The following is a 15,303-nucleotide window of genomic DNA, read 5'->3' on the forward strand; positions in this document are numbered from 1 at the left end:
TTCCTACCAGCCCCAGGCGCCGGACTGCTCGGATGCCCGGTCGGCGGCATCGCGTCGCGCTCGGTCGTCTGCGTCGTAGCGGGTCCGGGTCGCGCGGGCTCGAGCGTCGGCCAGGACCACCGGGACACGCACCATCGACCGCGGCCCAGAACGGCCGAGCTGCTGGGTCCTGAGTTCCGGGTTGGTCGTGATGGCTTCCAGAGCTTGAGCGGCGGCAGCGTATGCGTCACCGCGCTCCCCTTCCGGCACTCGCGGTCCGAGTGGGTCGACCGGGTCGGTCACTTGGTAGCGGTCGCGGTACGCAACCACCTGCCGCATCGCCGCCTGCCATGCCTCGTGTGCACGCCCGTCCGGGGGCGGCGGGGTGATGGTCTCCATCCACAGCTGCGGGTCGGTCACCGCGTCATCGACCAGGGCGTCCAGGCGGGTAGCGATCAGGTCGGCGTGCCGGGTGAGCCAGCCCTGCACCAGCGGATCGGTCACCGGTCGGTCCCCGCGGACCGGTGCCGAGCCGTGCTCGGCCGTGCGATCGGCCCTCGTGCCGGCGTCGGTCTGGGCCTCATTGGTGATGCGGTCGACAAGCTGGTCGGTCATGACTTTGCGGACCGAGGCGACGTCGAGCTGCTCGTGTCTCTCGGCTCCTGGTGTGTGACCGACGGTCTGGGCGACGTGCTCGATCAGAGGCCACCACTGGTCCAGCTCGACCCGCCCGTAAAGGTGGTCGACCAGCGCACGCAGCAGCGGGATCTGCGGCTCGAAATGGTCCAAGGACGCGATGGTCTGCAGGTTGGGTGCCATGGCGAACCACGTCAGCGGTATGGTCTCTGCCAGCGCGCCGGCCAGTGCTTCGGGGGCGTCGATGACGGCCTGGGCGGGGTCGGCCGGCAAGTCGAGTGCCTGAGCCTGGGCGGCTTCGTCCAGGGTGAGCATGGCCCAAACCCGGGCAGCTGCGGTGCGGCCGGCGGTATCGGGATCCAGGGCGACAATCAGGTCGGTCAGGTCGCGTCCTGTCGCGTCCCGCAGCGCCTGGAGGTGTCGCTCGGTCACGCCGGTACCACCTGCGGCCACCGGGACGATCTCGATACCGGTGTGCTCGGCCAGATCGGCTGCGGCCAGGCGCAGTGCGGCGTGGTCGGTCGGGCCTTCGACCAGGACCGGTCGAGCTCCGGCCGCAAGCCGGGTGACAGCGTCGGGGTCCAGGCCGTACACGAGCTTGCCCTTGCGATACGCCGCTGTCTCGGGGGTGTTGAGGTACTTCGGGGCACGCCCGTCACCCGTGTCGGTCTCGGCGGGGTTGATGCGCCCGGTGACACCGACGACCTGCCCGGCCCGGTCGCGGTAGGGGAACACGATCCGGTTGCGGAACTTGTCGATGATCCGCCCGCTGCGTATGCGGGTGGCGACCCCGGCGGTCACGAGTTGGTCGGGTGTGTACCCGAGGGTCTGTAGGTGGTCAGTCAGCCCGGTCCAGGACGCGGGAGCAACACCCCACTCAGCGTCGACTAGGCCGCGCCCGGTCATGTACGCGGTCGCCCAGGGCTGGGCGGTGCGCTGCCGCGTCCACCAGGCCCACGCGTGGCCGGTGATCTCCACGACCAACGCTCGCTGACCTTCATCCACAGGTGCACCCTGTTCCGGCAGCACAGTGGTGGACGCGTCCGCGGCGGCCTCGACCATGCCGATCGGCGCCTCCGAGCCGCTGGCCAATGCACTGGGGCCCTGATCGGTCCCGGCCATCGCCGGCTGCACGTCGTTCCAGAGCAGGCCCTCGGTGCTGTCGGGCGCGGTCGTGATCCAGGCCGGCAGCCCCCGCCCGTCGTGGTCGTGGGGTCGGGGGTAGCCGATGCGGTGGTGCAGGACCTTCGCGACCGACCGGGCCCCCTCGAACCCGTGCTCGACGGCACGGCGGACGACGATCTCGGCATCGGTGCCTGCGGCTTCGTGCTGAGACAGCCGCTTGGCCAGCGAGGGCCAGGCATCGTCGGCCAGTACCCGCTCGGCCATGCGACTGGGCAGAACGGCGCGCACGGCGTCGGCGAGCCGTCCGGTGCGGTCGGGTTCGAGGAAGGCCAGGTAGGCGTCCTCGTACTCCGGGACCAGGCGGGCCAGGGAGTGCGCGTAGTCCCACTCCTCCTCGATCACGCGGGACGCGGACTTCTCCTCGCCGTCACGGTCCAGGACACCCTTGAGCGCGTTCAGGACCGCACGCTCCAGGTCCGGCTGGCGGTGCGGGTCCAGGTCCAGGACGTCGTCGGTCTCGACGTACACCCTGTTGGAGTCCCGGCCGCGGGTGATCGCGGTGTAGAGCTCGTTGCGGGTCATCCCGACCCCAACCATCGCGTGGGAGGTGTCGACGGTCATGCCCTGCACCCGGTGGATCGTCGCCGCGTACCCGAGCTCGACGTGCGCCGTGACGTAGTCGGCCGGGAGCACTACGGTCGCGTCTGTTTCTAGGTGCCGGGCCTGCAGGGCACCGTCACTCCCGCGCGCGGTGACGCGCCACAGGTCGCCGTTGCGGACCCAGTCCCGGCCCCAGTCGATGTGACCGTCGTCGTGCTCGGCGCGCAGGTGACGGTTGTTCAACCGAGTCACGATCACGTCGCCGATCCCGGCACGGTTCTCGTCATGCAGGGCCACGCCGTCTTCCTCGACCTCCCCACGGGTCACACGGTGCAGTCGGGCGCGGGCGGAGAGCTCGGTGACGAGGGTGTTGGTCGCGGCGATCATGATGGCCCTCAGACCGTGGTCGGAGTCGGTCTGCCAGCTCGCGAACATCTCCTCCGCCATCTGCGCGGCGCTTCCGCCCTGGGTGCGGCGCTCGGTGATGTAGAAGTCCAGGCCCCGGTGGTCGCCGTCGCGGATCTGGAGGGAGGCGCCAGCCTCACCGGTGGTATGGAAGCGGTGGATCTGCGTCAGCTCGACCGCACCCGCCTGCTCGGCGATCAGCCGCAGAGCGCCGCCAGCCGCGACCGCGCCGAGCTGGGCCGGGTCGCCGAGCAGCCGGACACTGCCGCCGGCCTGCTGGGTGATGGCCAGGACGTCGGCCAGGGCGAGGGTGCCAGCCAGGCTGGCCTCGTCGACCAGCACCACCGTCCCCGGCTCGACCCTGAGTCGTTCCCGCAGTCGTTCCCCGCCGGCACCGTGGTTGGCCAGGAGGAACATGTCCAGGGTCTCCGCGGTGATCCCCTCGCCAAGGTCGGCACCGAGGACCTCCGCGGCGGCCGCCGACGGTGCCAGGGCGATGAGCTTTCCATCTGATTTCTGGACGGCGTCCGCGAACGCGCGCATGGCGGTGGTCTTCCCGGTCCCGGCCGGCCCGATCCCCGCCGCCAGGACCGTGCTGGCCGCGAAGTGCGCCACCAGGTCCCGCTGCCCTGGGTTCAGGAGGTGGCCCTTGTCCAGCCAGACCTGCTCGATCGCGCGCTCGAGCACGCCTGGGTCGATGATCAGGCCACCCGGGGTGTGGGCGGCTGCCAGGAGCTGGTCCTCTGCCTCCAGGACCGCGAGGGAGGTGTACCGGGTCGAGCCGTGCACGAAGTAGACCGACTCGCCGTCCTTGCGGCGCATCACGTCCGGCGGCTCGTTCAGATCCGGGGGCGTGATCACGAGGCTGGCGGCGACCGCGTGCCCGGCGACCGTCGCGGCCAGGGCGAGGAGATCGGTGCCGGTCGGGGCGTGCTCGCGAGCCAAGCGGGTGGCCTCGGCCTGCAGGTGGTACGTCGTCCACGTCGCCCGCCTACCCGCCACGTTCGTCAGACAGGCATCGACCAGGTCGCCCTGAGCGAGGACCTGCGCGGCCAGATTCGCGAGCGCCGCCTGCCGGCCGGCAGGTGTGCGCCACCGCAGTTGCGGGAAGACACGCGCTCGTGGCCGCGCCGCATCGAGGCGCTCCATCGCGTCCGTGACGTCCTGGGCCGCCCACCGGGCGAGCCCACGCCCGGCCAGGTTCTGGGCGACGGCCGGCCAGAGATCCTTCGGCTCGTCGACCATGACCTGGCCCGTGTTCGGGCGGGGCTGGAGTGCACGCGCGAGCATGCGCGCCACCGCGTCCGGACCGCCCAAGACCCCGGCTGCCATCTGGGCCCACTGCGGGAGCCGATGGCGTAGCCCGACCGGAGCGCCCTTGCCCTGCCGGGTATCGAGGTTGGCCTGCTGCGCCAGCTGATAGGCGATCTTCGTCGCCGGCTCGTGCCCGTACCTCGCCCGGTAGTCCGCCCGGAGGCTCTCGTAGGACTCTTGGATCATCGCCCGCCGCCGGGAGAACGCATCCCGCAGAATCTTCGGGATGCCGACGATCTCCCGCACACCTTGTTTGCCTCGGCCGCGGGTCTCGGTGTGGAACGCGACCCCGAGACGCTCGATCAGGAGCTGCTCGATCCGGGTGTTGTACCGCTCCGACGCCGCCACCTTAAGAGCCAGCAGGACCCGACCGTCCAGAGCGCGCCAGATACCGTCGACGCCACGGACCTTGGTGGAGACCGCGATGTGGGTGTGCAGGTTCGGGTCGCCGGCGCGGGAGTCGAGATGGTCGAACGCGACGGCAGTCAGGCCGTGGGTGTCGATCTGCCGCACACCACCCGCACCACCGCGGGTAAGTGCCCCCTCGGTCTCGATCCACGCCAGCGTGTCCTGCCAGGCCTGGGTGTGCGCCTTCGTAATCGCCTCCCGGGTGGCCAGGTCGCCGAGCCCCCACAGCACGCTGACCGACTTCGACGGCGTGAATACCAGGTCATACCCAGCGACCGCTCTGCGTGGCTGCTGCCCACGCTTGGCCAACCACGTGGCGACGTCTTGGTCCGATAACTCGCCCGAGCCGCCCTTGTCGCTGTGCTCCTGCTGCGCCAGGGTCCGCGCGACGTTCCACCGGATCAGGTCCCGCTCGATCCCCGCCTCCGGCGGACGATCGTTCTCGGCGGCGAACGCAGCGAACGCGGACTCCAGCGCGGCCGTGTAGCCGTCGTCGGGCCGGGCCTTGAACTCCGGAAACGCCCGCCCCAGCGCCCCCTCACGAACCGCGTCCCTCTTCGACAGGCCCCGGGCGAGAGCTTCGACCTCCAGGCGCTCCGCGTCCGGGTGCCGGCCATGACCGAACAACGACTTCATCTGCTTCTCGAGCACCTGCCCGGAGACCCCGAGCTGGTCCAGCCCAGTGCCGACCCACTGGCCGGGTGGATTGCCGTGCTGCATGTAGTAGTCCGTCAACGACATACCCCGCCCACGCGGCACGTCCCCGGAGGCGACCTGCTGGGTGAGGTACGTGTAACCACTCCCGGCACTGAGCACGTGGACCGTCATCACGTGTCCCCCACCCCCTCCCAAGGCGCTTGTCGGGCTGTTCCGGGTCGCCTCGGCGACCCCCGCTCACGGCTTGTGCATTAGGTGTGTTCCCTTCGCCAAGGGAGGCCCGGCTGGCCGGGTACGCGGCGCCCGCTCCGGCCGCGTAGGTCGCGGCGCGACCGGGACGGCGCGGGGCCCGGTGATCGCGGTCGCGGGTGTACGACGACGGCGGCATCGGTGGCAGGCAAGCAGGCGGTGGGGAGCAGGCTGGGTGGGCCGGAGGCGGGGGCGCGAAGAGATGCGGGGGGGGTCCCCGTCGGCTCCGACTGTCCTTCCCTCCCCCCGGGGCACGCCAAGAGGTCGCCACCCCCGAACGGGGATGGCGACCTCTTGGCTCCGGTGCTACGCGGTCAGAACTACCAGGTTCAGACCGTTGCTGGCTCCGGCGTGTGCTTCGGCGCTGTCGCCGTTCCCGGGTTCACGGACGGCTTGGCTGACTCCGACTTGGTCCTGGCGCGGCTGGGGACGGTGCCGGTGCCCTTGGGGGTGTTGGTCGCGGGCTGGCTCTTGGCCGGGTTCACGCTGTCGTTGTCGTCCCCGGGCGTGTTGCTGGGGCGCCTTTCCCGGTTGGCCGGTGAGGCCGCCTTGGGGGTGTTGGCGGCCTTCGGCTTGGCCTGCTCCGAAGCCTCGGCCGCAGCAGCCGGTGACAGCGCAGGCTCCGCCTGCGGGGTGACGGCCTGCTCCGGGGTCTGCTTCTGCTTCGCCGGGGTGGCCTGCTTCGCAGGCTGGGCCGGGGTCTCCCTTGGTCCGCGCGCGATCTGCTCGACGTCGGCCAGCGTGTAACCCCAGGCTTCCAGGGCGCGGAAGTAGCGCTCCTCGCAGGCAGGTCGACGCCAGGTGTGCAGTCCCGTGCGGGCCTCGATCGCGGCCAGCGCCAGGACCAGGGAGATGTGCAGGGCGCGCGCCGGGGTCGACTTGGCGATCAAGTCGTACAGCGGCTGCCTGCCGCGGAGCCCGGTTCCGGTCTTCAGGCCGAGCCACTCGCGCGCCAGGTCGTGCACGTTCTCGCTGGCCTTCTCGATGCTGTACGCGTCCCCGATGATCGTCTCGGCCAGGAACACCGGGGCGTCCTTCGGCGTCGTCTTGCGCTTGGCGAAATCGGCCAGCCACTGGCGGCGCACCGTCTCGGCCGACTTCCAGGCCTTGTTGTTCGCGATCACCTCGGCACGCTCGGCCCGGGCTTCCTCCTTCTCCTGCTCGGTGCGCGTGTCGTTGGGGTTGGAGCGGTTCAGCTTGTGCCCGGCGGCCTTGTAGTCCAGGCACACGTGCCCCGTCTGGATCTCGCCGTTATAGCGCGTGCTCAGGAAGGCCGCGCGGTGTGGGCACAGCCCGTGCGCCTCGGGGCTCAGGGTGTTCCCATCCCCGGTCTGCAACTGGTGCAGTTCCCGGGCGGCATGGTTGTCGTGCACCTCCTTGGACCAGTTGGTGATCTGCTTGATCCCCGCCTCGGCCAGGCCCTTGACCGCCTCGGTCATCCGGGCGGCAGCGTCGCGCTCGTCGCGTCGCCGCTGCGCAGCGTGGGCGAAGTTGCCGGGGTTCTTGATCGCGGTCTCGGTCAGGGCCTTGACGGCGTCGGTGTCGTTCTCGAACTCGGCCAGGACGGCGGCCTGGTCCAGGGTGAGGTCGTACTTGGCCTGTACGGCCTTGGCCTTCTTCGTCTTGGCGATCTTGAGGGCGGCGTTCACGTCGGTCGTGCTGTGCCCGGTGGCGTTGGAGATCTCCACCGTGGGGACGCCGAGCAGGGACATCTGGTAGAACGCGTCGACGCGTTCGGCGTGCCGCAGGTTCTGACGGTCGTCGTTCTCCACGAGCTGCTCGCGCAGGCGCCGGACCTGGTCCTCGTCACCTTGCACGATCATCGCCGGGATCGCTTCCAGGCCGACCTCGACGGCGGCCAGCGTGCGGCGTTGCCCGGCGCGGACCCGCAGGCCCTGCTCGGTGCGGTGGACCAGGATCGGCGTCAGCACGCCGTCCTCGCGGATGGTCTTGAGGAACCGGGGCGTGAGGTTCACCTCGGCGCGCACGTTGGTCTCGACCAACAGCGTGCGGGGGTCGAGGAGGCCGAATTCGACCTTCGCGTCGGGGCTGTTTCCGGCCCGCTTCTCGACATTCTTGTTCTCTGACTTTACAGACATGGTCGGCTCCTTCTGCCGTCCTGACCTGGGGCTATTCCCCGGGCCTGTACCGCAATTCTATGGCACCAAAGGCGTCCGAGCCACTTGAAACGGCTTCAAATCGCGCATCAATCTGAGCCTTTACTCTCCTTGCTCACGCTTCATGATCCATGGAGTCGAACTCCGCGAGAGTACCGATTCTCGTTCCAGGCACCTGTGCCTTGCCCCTGTTCGCGACGTGGCGCCACCAGCGCACCCCGAACCGCGCCACGTCTCCGTCCTGGGGCCGCTCGTTCTCCGCGTACACCACGACTCGCGGCTGCGGCATCGCACGCAGCTCGGCGACAAGGCGCTCGACAGCGCTCTCGGTGGCCCTCTTCAGAAGCGCCTCGACCTCCTCAATCTGGGCGGCGAGCCGCACCGGGGTAAAGGTCTTGCCGCGCTCCCAGTCCCGGATCGTGGCGGTGTCGTTTCCGAGCAGCCGTGCAAGATCCGCTCGGTCCAGCCCGAGTTCGTCCCTCGCGCACCAGACCTCACTGCCCGTCATCCTGCCCTCCAGCACGCCCATCAGCTCCCCGTTTCGTCCTGAGTGCGTCACTCGCGGCCGGCCACCTCCACCCAGCCACGGCCGTCCGGAGGTCGTCCGGCGGGCGGACTCGATGCTAGTGCTCGCGGAAGACCGGCGGACCCTGCACGCGCGCCGTGGCCCGACGCCGGTGTGCGTACTTCCACTCGGCAACGACCACATGATTTCGCATGGTGAATTCGCGGTGCCGCCGAGATCCGCACGCGCACACCTATGGTGTGCGCGCATTTGGACAATTGTCCAAATAGGCGCTCGCGAATCCGCGAGCCCTTACCAACACCATTGAGGGCATGGGTTGGTGTGCGCACCATTACCTGCGCCGATACCACCGCACACCATGGTGTGCGGCTCGGCTGGTGTGCGCAGAAGGTGCGGTGACCTGCCACGGTTTCGGACGTGACCACCACGACGAAATCCCCGCCCGAGCCTTATGGTCCGTGTTTCACGCGCGTAACAGGCACGCCAATTGCCTTGCGCAATCGCGCCCGATCAGAGGTAATGGTTTCCCCCGGTTTTCACCCGCGCGACATTCTTGACCTTGTCGGAGACCACTGCGCGCCGTCCGAGCGGTGCGTGGAGGGAGGCAGGCTCCTAAGCATGCGCACCACACGACCTCTTCTCACCGCGACGTTCCTGCTCGCCCTTGCCGCCGGATGCACGGCGAGCCCAGGCGTGTCCTCGTCGACACCGACCTCCTCCGCGACGGTGCCGTCTCCGGCGGTCTCCGCATCGCCGTCGCCCAGCCCGACCGATCCGAAGGCACTCGCGCGAACGCATGCCGAGGAACTCACGCGCGAGTACTACGCGCTGGCCGACCAGCTCGGCGGCGACCCAAAGGCACCGCTGTCGAGGCTCAAGCGCGTCGCCACGAGCGTCGAGCTCGACATCCGGCAGCAAGAGCTCGAGCAGTGGCGGAACGAGAACTGGCACCAGACAGGTAGCACCCAGATCGCGGATCTCGTTGTGCAGTCGGTAAGCCTGGACAACTCCGACCCGACGGCGGGCCTGGTTCCTACCGTCCAGGTGGATGTCTGCTACGACGTCGGCGACGTCGATCTGGTTGACGCCAGCGGGACGTCAGTGATCAGTTCCAGCCGACCGGACCGCCGGTGGGAACGGCTCCAGGTCGCGAACTACGACTACGAGGCTGACCCGACGGGCGGGTGGCGAGTCGCTTCCCTTGAGACATTGGAGAAGGCGCCGTGCGCGGGCTGAGAGGTGCCGTCGTAGCACTCGCGGCCGCCATGGCTTTGGTCTGGGCTGTGATCCCGGAGGTGGTGGCGGACCCACGGTGCAAAGTGCTGAGCCGTGTCGCCACCGACTGCTTGATCACGGCCCTTGACCCGGGCGCAGAGCCTGCTGCTGCGACGGAGAGGTCCTCGTCCGACCCTGCTCAGCCGGCGTCCGGCACGAGGAAGTCCGGCAGCACCGGTCTCGGCTCACCATGTGTCTGGGAGGGCGAGGGGAAGTTCACCTACGACATGAAGGCGCCCGTTCCGTGCACCTCCGAGTACGGCATCTGGAGCAACCGGCTGAACTGCTACGTGAGCCCTTCTCCAATCGATCCTCAGCCGCCGGCCACTGCGTCAGAGTGGGACGGGCACTCGCCAGGTGGGGGAGCCATCTACTTCTGCTACACGCAGTTCGGCGGCCCGTTGGGCGGCATCTGGTTGGCCGATCCACCAGCGGCAGCCGACGTCGGACCGGCGCCGGGTGAGGTTGCGCAGATCGCAGTGAAGCGGATGAACCTGCGCGCGATCGAGATCGGCATGTCTCCATCGCCGGACGGCGCGGGGGTCGTGGGCCAGCCGATGTGGCTGTGGGTCCAGGATCCCGGTGAGCACACGACGGGTCCGATCACGCGGACGGCGTCGGCGGGGTCGGTGACGGTGACCGCGACTGCGCGGTTGGAGCGGATCGTGTGGGAGATGGGCGACGGCACCCAGGTGGTGTGTACAGGCCCGGGCACCCCGTACACGGCGGACCACGGCATGGCGGCGTCGCCCGACTGCGGGCACACCTACACCCGCGAGTCGGGGTACGAGCCCGGGCAGCGGTACACCGTCACGGCAACCAGCGAGTGGGTCGTGGACTGGACGGGCGCGGGCCAGTCCGGGTCCCTGGATCTGGACGGGCTCTCGCGCAGCGTCCAGGTCTCGGTGGGCGAGGCACAGGTCCTCGTGAGCTGACAGGCCAGCAGGTGAGGCAGGCAAGGGGGTAGTGGAGATGACGAGCACGACCATGCAAGGACCGCCGTCAGCAGGAGCACGGCTCGCGCCGCCGAAGCTGAAGCGCCGACCCGTGCTGGCGGTGGTGATGATCGCCGCGGTCGGTCTTGGTGTGCTGGGTGCCGTGGTGCTGTGGGCGACGTTGACCGATACGCGCACGGTGCTGGTGGCGCGGGACACGATCGTGCGCGGTTCCGTGATCCAGGCCGAGGACCTGACCGAGGCACAGGTCGGCTCAGACGTGGCGCTCGACCTGGTGGGTGCCGGTGCGCGGGCGGAGGTGGTAGGACAGCGGGCCGCGTGGGACGTCGCGGCCGGGACCGCACTCACCCCCGGTGCCGTGACCCAGGAGCTGATGCCGCCGTCGGGGATGTCGGTGCTCGGGATCGTGCTGCCGCCACCGGCCGCACCGGGCCTTGCGCTGCTGCCCGGGGACCGGGTGCGCGCCGTGGTCACCTCCGCAGACCCGGCGAGCGAGCAGACTCCGACTTTCCACGAGGCCGAGGTGGTCGCGGTCAACCCACCCGCCCCGGACGGGCAGACCGTGGTCGACATCCTGGTCTCCCACGAGGACGCGATCACCTTGGCGGCCGAGGCCGCTGCCGGGAAGGTCACGCTCGTGCTGGACTCCCGCGAGCTGGACGACGAGGCCAGCACGACGGACGAGACCGACCAGGGCACTGGCGAGTCGACTGGGAGATCCGGTGACCCCAGCGACTCACCGGCTGGCGGTGAGGACTGATGGCGGTCATCGCGTTGTGCTCGGCGTCCGGGTCGCCTGGCGTGACCACGACGGCGCTCGGACTGGCAGTGGCTTGGCCGCGTCCAGTCGTGCTGGTGGAGGCAGACCCCGTGGGCGGGTCAGCGATCCTGGCCGGGTGGTTCCAGGGAGCCCGTGACCACGACATGGGCCTGTTGGACGTCGCGTTTGCTGCAGAACCTGTCGGTGAGGTGCTGGACCGGGTGGCCATCGGCATCGGTGACACGGTCCGATTCGTGCCCGGGGCGCGGTCGCACCTCCAGGCCCGGGAACTGCGTGGCCTGTGGCAGCCGTTGGCCGAGGCGCTGGCCGGCCTGGACGCCACGGGGCAGGACGTGATCGTGGACGCCGGGCGCCTCGGGATGGCCGAATCACCACAGGCGCTGCTGGAACGGGCGGACCTGACGCTGCTGGTGACCCGGACCGATCTTCCGGCAATGGCCGCCACCCGCTCGCACGCCGACCTGGTCGCACGCACGAGCCCGTGGCGGCGCTCAGGCCTTCTGGTGGTCGGGTCGGGCCGTCCCTACTCCGCGAGCGGAGCAGCGAAGTATCTGGGGCTGCCACTGGCCGGGTCCATCCCTCTCCAGCCGAAGGACGCGGCGGTGTATCACCAAGGCGCCACCCCCCGGCCCCGGTTCCACAAGGGCGCGTTCGCGCGTTCGCTGCACACCACGGCGCATGCACTCCGCGCCCAGGTCGCCATCGCGACGCCATCCGCAGCACCGACCACCGAGCCGGAGGCCGTGCCGGGCCGTGGGCAGGTCGGGGTCGCAGGTCCCGCGTCGGTCTGGGCTGCTGCGGCTGATCGGCGACGGGAGCAGTCATGACCACGGAACCGCGCAATCGCCCAGTGTCGGAGACGGACCCGGCGGCGCTGCCCTACTTCACGCGCCCCGTGCCGTACGACCTTCCGCCCAACGCGCGTCACCCGGCCAACCCCTGGGTCGGTGGCGGCGAGCCTGAGACCGACGGCATGGCCCGCGGTCGGGCTGGGGGGAGCGCTTCTCGGTCCGGACCAGTAGACCCGGCCTGGTCCACTGCCACGCCAAGCGACGCCACGGCCCAGGGTGTGGTGGCCCGGTCGGTGCCGGTGGACTGGTCGCTGGTGGCGAAGCTGCGCACGCTGGTCTCCGACGAGCAGGGAAAGCAGTTCGAGCCCGGCACCGACGACCTAGTGCGGGAGGAGGCCGGAAGGGAAGCCATCAACCGGCTGGTCAGGCAGGCATCCACCGATCGGCGCAACGACGGCAGACCGCAGTTCACGGCCGCGCAACGGGACGCGTTGAAAGAGGCAGTGTTCAACGCCCTGTTCCGCATGGGTCGGCTGCAGCCGCTGCTGGACAACGATCAGGTCGAGAACATCGAGATCTACGGCCACCGCAACGTCCAGCTGCAGCTCGCGGACGGCACCTGGGTGACCGGTGACCCCGTCGCTGACTCCAACGAGGAACTGATCAGACTGGTGCAGGACATCGCCTCACGCACCGCCTCGGGAGCTCGCCCGTTCTCCGAGCACAACCCGTACGTCGACGTACGCCTGCCCAAAAACGGTGCACGCCTGGCCGGCAGCGCGTGGGTAACCGACCAGCCGGTGGTGGTGATCCGCCGCCACCGCCTGGTCCAGGTCACCCTGGACACGCTTGTGGAGCTGGGAATGCTGTCTCCGGTGGCGGCCTCGTTCCTGGCCGCCGCTGTTCGTGCCCGCAAGTCGATCGTGGTCTCCGGGGCGGCCAGCGCGGGCAAGACGACCCTGATGCGCGCGTTGTGTGACCAGATTCCGGCTGGCGAGCGGGTCGCGACATTCGAGGACGTGTACGAGCTCGGGTTGCACGAACTGCGCTCGAACGTGATCGCGTGGGAGTCCCGGCCGGGGTCGGGTGAGTTCGGTCCGGATGGGCGACAGGCCGGTGAGTCGACGATGAGCGAGGCTCTGTGGCGTTCCTTCCGGTACAACCGGTCGCGGCTGATCGTGGGCGAGGTCCGCGGCGGTGAGGTGTGGCCGATGATCAAGGCGATGGAGTCGGGCACCGGGTCCTTGTCGACGACCCACGCCACCCATGCGATCGCGGCGATCCGGAAACTGGTGACCTGCGCGATGGAGGGCGAGGTACAGGTCACCCACGAGCTGGCGACCTCCAAGCTCGCCCACGCGATCGACCTGATCGTGCACATCGACCTGTCCTACGACACCACCAGTCAGACGGCACGCCGCCGGGTCGCCGAGATCATCACCGTCGCCCCCGGTGAGCGCGAGACCGGGTACGCCACGACCCCGATCTTCGCGCCCGGGCCGGACGGCACCGCCTCCCCGGCGTTCATACCTCGCGAGTACAAGGAGCTAGAGGCTCTCGGGTTCGACCTGCACGGCTTCACGCAGGCTCTGGCGGCGGGGCATGCCGGGTCGAGTCCGGGGGTACGGTCATGATCATCGCCGCACTGTCGGGTGGGCTGATCGCCGGCGGTTTGGCCGGCCTGGTCTACGCCCTGATCCCGGCACCCCGGAAACGGCCCGAGGTCGCCCGGCCACAGCGCGTCGGGCTGGCCCGCCGGGCCCGGGCGGCGTTCGTGCGGATGCCGCGCCGTACTCGGGTCCTGCTGGTGGTCGGGGTCGGAGCCGGGCTGATCGCCTGGCTGTTCACCGGCTGGCCCTTGCTGGTGGTTGTCGGGCCAGTGATCACGGTCGGTGTTCCGGCCATGTTGTCCAACCATGCCCAGACCGAGCGGATCGCACGCCTCGAAGCGATCCGGGACTGGACCCGGTCCCTGGCTGGGTCCTTGACGACCGGCAAGGGCCTGGAGGACGCCCTGATACTGAGCGCCTGGACCGCGCCGGTCCCGATCGCCCCTCAGGTCCGGGCCCTGGCCGGGCGTCTGGAGTCGCGCTGGGATCCCACGGCGGCGCTGCTGGGTTTCGCCGACGACCTGGCCGACCCCACCGCGGACATGGTGGCGCAGTCCCTGGCCACCGCCGTAGAACTGCGTGGCCCAGTGGCGACCGTGCTGGACGATCTGGCCGACGACGTCGCCGACCAGGTCCGCGCCCGCCGCGAGGTCGAGGCCAGCCGCGCAACCTACCGGGCCACGGCGACCTGGCTGACCGTGATCAGCGTCGGGACCGTGGTCGTGATGCTGCTGAACGGCACCTACATCGAGCCGTACCGCACACCGCTGGGCCAGCTGGTGTTCCTCGTCTTGGCGGGCCTGTTCGCTCTGACCCTGTTCTTGTTCAACCGGATGTCTAACGGCCCCGGGCCCGCCCGCCTCTTCGCCCCCAGCAGCCCCGCCGCCGCGCGATCCACGGGCGCCCCCATAGGCACAGGAGGCACCTCATGACCGGAATGGTCTGGGCGGGTCTGACCGGCGGATCACTCGCGCTGGCCCTGGCGTTGGTCGTGGCGTGGCTTTGGCCCCGGCAGGTCGACCTGGCCGACGCCCTGACCCGCCTGGCACCTGTCACCCACCCCTCACGCACGCGCACTCCCGACGCGCCGGCGCCGAGCAGCACCGACCGCCTGGGCCGGTGGGCCCGCGACACCCTGCCCGACCAGCTGTGGCTGCGCACACCATCGCGTGACCTGGCCCTGCTGGGTATCCCGCCCACCCGGTTCTACGGAGAGCAGCTGGTGTGCGCGGTGATGGGCGTCCTCGTCGCACCCCTGCTGACGACGGGACTCGGTGTGCTGGGGATGCAGGTCCCGTTCACGGTCCCGGCATTCGGCGCGGTGCTGCTGGCCGTGGCGATGTTCCACATCCCGCACTACACCGTGGCCGACAAGGCGACCAAGGCCCGCACCGAGTTCCGCCGCGCGCTCTCGCTGTACACCAGCCAGCTCGCCCAGCGCCGCAAGAGCGGCTCCGGTGTTCCTGATGCCATCGAGAATGCCGCAGCGGGCACCAGCTCCTGGGCCCTGAACCGTATCGCCGCCACCCTGGCCCAGACCCGGCTGTCCGGGGTGCGGCCCTGGGACGCCCTTAAAGACCTGGCCGACCAGATCGGTGTCACGGAGCTGCACGACCTGGCCGAGACCCTGGAGCAGTCCGGCACGGAGAACACCGCCATCTACGACAACCTGCGCAAGAGCGCCAAGGCGCAACGCAACGCCCTGCTCAACCAGGACCTGGCCGCCGCCAACGCCATCGCCGTACGCATGAGCGCCTCCGGCGCCGTCATGGCCCTGACCTTCCTCGCTCTGCTTCTGGCGCCCTCGGTCATGCGGCTCCTGACCCCCGTGTGACACCTGACACCGACGACGACTCCCGGTGAGGAGTCCTCAG

Annotated in this window: 10 protein-coding genes; 7 read left to right on the forward strand and 3 right to left on the reverse strand. The window is 69.9% G+C overall.

Annotated features, from left to right (window positions below; all coding sequences use genetic code 11):
- Nucleotides 1-3: 3 nt before the first annotated feature.
- The 3 genes from mobF to ACFT2C_RS04565 all read right to left on the reverse strand — a co-directional run bounded on the left by mobF (nucleotide 4) and on the right by ACFT2C_RS04565 (nucleotide 8,019).
- Nucleotides 4-5,295, reverse strand: a complete 5,292-nt coding sequence (gene mobF / locus ACFT2C_RS04555; protein ID WP_377205817.1) for a MobF family relaxase — start codon at nucleotides 5,293-5,295, stop codon at nucleotides 4-6.
- Between the two features lie 407 nt (nucleotides 5,296-5,702).
- Nucleotides 5,703-7,472: a ParB N-terminal domain-containing protein gene (locus ACFT2C_RS04560; RefSeq protein WP_377205818.1), complete on the reverse strand. Its 1,770-nt coding sequence runs from the start codon at nucleotides 7,470-7,472 to the stop codon at nucleotides 5,703-5,705.
- Between the two features lie 133 nt (nucleotides 7,473-7,605).
- On the reverse strand, nucleotides 7,606-8,019 hold the full coding sequence (locus ACFT2C_RS04565; RefSeq protein ID WP_377205819.1) for a multiprotein-bridging factor 1 family protein: 414 nt from the start codon (nucleotides 8,017-8,019) through the stop codon (nucleotides 7,606-7,608).
- A 414-nt stretch (nucleotides 8,020-8,433) separates the two neighbouring features.
- On the opposite strand from ACFT2C_RS04565, the gene ACFT2C_RS04570 reads away from it, so the two are divergent.
- From ACFT2C_RS04570 to ACFT2C_RS04600, 7 genes are all read left to right on the forward strand, one after another.
- Nucleotides 8,434-9,252 carry a hypothetical protein gene (locus ACFT2C_RS04570; protein ID WP_377205820.1) on the forward strand — a complete coding sequence of 273 codons (819 nt, stop codon included), beginning with the start codon at nucleotides 8,434-8,436 and terminating at the stop codon, nucleotides 9,250-9,252.
- Between the two features lie 266 nt (nucleotides 9,253-9,518).
- Nucleotides 9,519-10,226, forward strand: coding sequence for a hypothetical protein (locus ACFT2C_RS04575; protein ID WP_377205821.1), 708 nt, complete (start codon nucleotides 9,519-9,521; stop codon nucleotides 10,224-10,226).
- 37 nt (nucleotides 10,227-10,263) lie between these two features.
- Complete coding sequence (locus tag ACFT2C_RS04580; protein WP_377205822.1) at nucleotides 10,264-11,007, forward strand: SAF domain-containing protein; 744 nt, start codon at nucleotides 10,264-10,266, stop codon at nucleotides 11,005-11,007.
- A 95-nt stretch (nucleotides 11,008-11,102) separates the two neighbouring features.
- Nucleotides 11,103-11,855: a hypothetical protein gene (locus tag ACFT2C_RS04585; protein WP_377205823.1), complete on the forward strand. Its 753-nt coding sequence runs from the start codon at nucleotides 11,103-11,105 to the stop codon at nucleotides 11,853-11,855.
- Nucleotides 11,852-13,453: a CpaF family protein gene (locus ACFT2C_RS04590; RefSeq protein WP_377205824.1), complete on the forward strand. Its 1,602-nt coding sequence runs from the start codon at nucleotides 11,852-11,854 to the stop codon at nucleotides 13,451-13,453. The genes ACFT2C_RS04585 and ACFT2C_RS04590 overlap by 4 nt, the downstream gene beginning before the upstream one ends.
- Nucleotides 13,450-14,361 (forward strand): type II secretion system F family protein, encoded by a 912-nt coding sequence (locus ACFT2C_RS04595; protein ID WP_377205825.1) that lies wholly within the window; start codon nucleotides 13,450-13,452, stop codon nucleotides 14,359-14,361. The genes ACFT2C_RS04590 and ACFT2C_RS04595 overlap by 4 nt, the downstream gene beginning before the upstream one ends.
- Nucleotides 14,358-15,263, forward strand: coding sequence for a type II secretion system F family protein (locus ACFT2C_RS04600; RefSeq protein ID WP_377205826.1), 906 nt, complete (start codon nucleotides 14,358-14,360; stop codon nucleotides 15,261-15,263). The genes ACFT2C_RS04595 and ACFT2C_RS04600 overlap by 4 nt, the downstream gene beginning before the upstream one ends.
- Nucleotides 15,264-15,303: the final 40 nt, after the last annotated feature.

The organism is Promicromonospora sp. NPDC057138, from assembly GCF_042670845.1.
In the GTDB taxonomy this organism is placed as follows: domain Bacteria; phylum Actinomycetota; class Actinomycetes; order Actinomycetales; family Cellulomonadaceae; genus Promicromonospora.

Excerpts from the sequence above, each read along its gene's own strand:
- ACFT2C_RS04565 (WP_377205819.1), bottom strand. The coding sequence starts at position 8,019 with ATGGGCGTGCTGGAGGGCAGGATGACGGGCAGTGAGGTCTGGTGCGCG.
- ACFT2C_RS04600 (WP_377205826.1), top strand. The coding sequence starts at position 14,358 with ATGACCGGAATGGTCTGGGCGGGTCTGACCGGCGGATCACTCGCGCTG.
- mobF (WP_377205817.1), bottom strand. The coding sequence starts at position 5,295 with ATGACGGTCCACGTGCTCAGTGCCGGGAGTGGTTACACGTACCTCACC.
- ACFT2C_RS04560 (WP_377205818.1), bottom strand. The coding sequence starts at position 7,472 with ATGTCTGTAAAGTCAGAGAACAAGAATGTCGAGAAGCGGGCCGGAAAC.
- ACFT2C_RS04590 (WP_377205824.1), top strand. The coding sequence starts at position 11,852 with ATGACCACGGAACCGCGCAATCGCCCAGTGTCGGAGACGGACCCGGCG.
- ACFT2C_RS04575 (WP_377205821.1), top strand. The coding sequence starts at position 9,519 with ATGAAGGCGCCCGTTCCGTGCACCTCCGAGTACGGCATCTGGAGCAAC.
- ACFT2C_RS04580 (WP_377205822.1), top strand. The coding sequence starts at position 10,264 with ATGACGAGCACGACCATGCAAGGACCGCCGTCAGCAGGAGCACGGCTC.
- ACFT2C_RS04595 (WP_377205825.1), top strand. The coding sequence starts at position 13,450 with ATGATCATCGCCGCACTGTCGGGTGGGCTGATCGCCGGCGGTTTGGCC.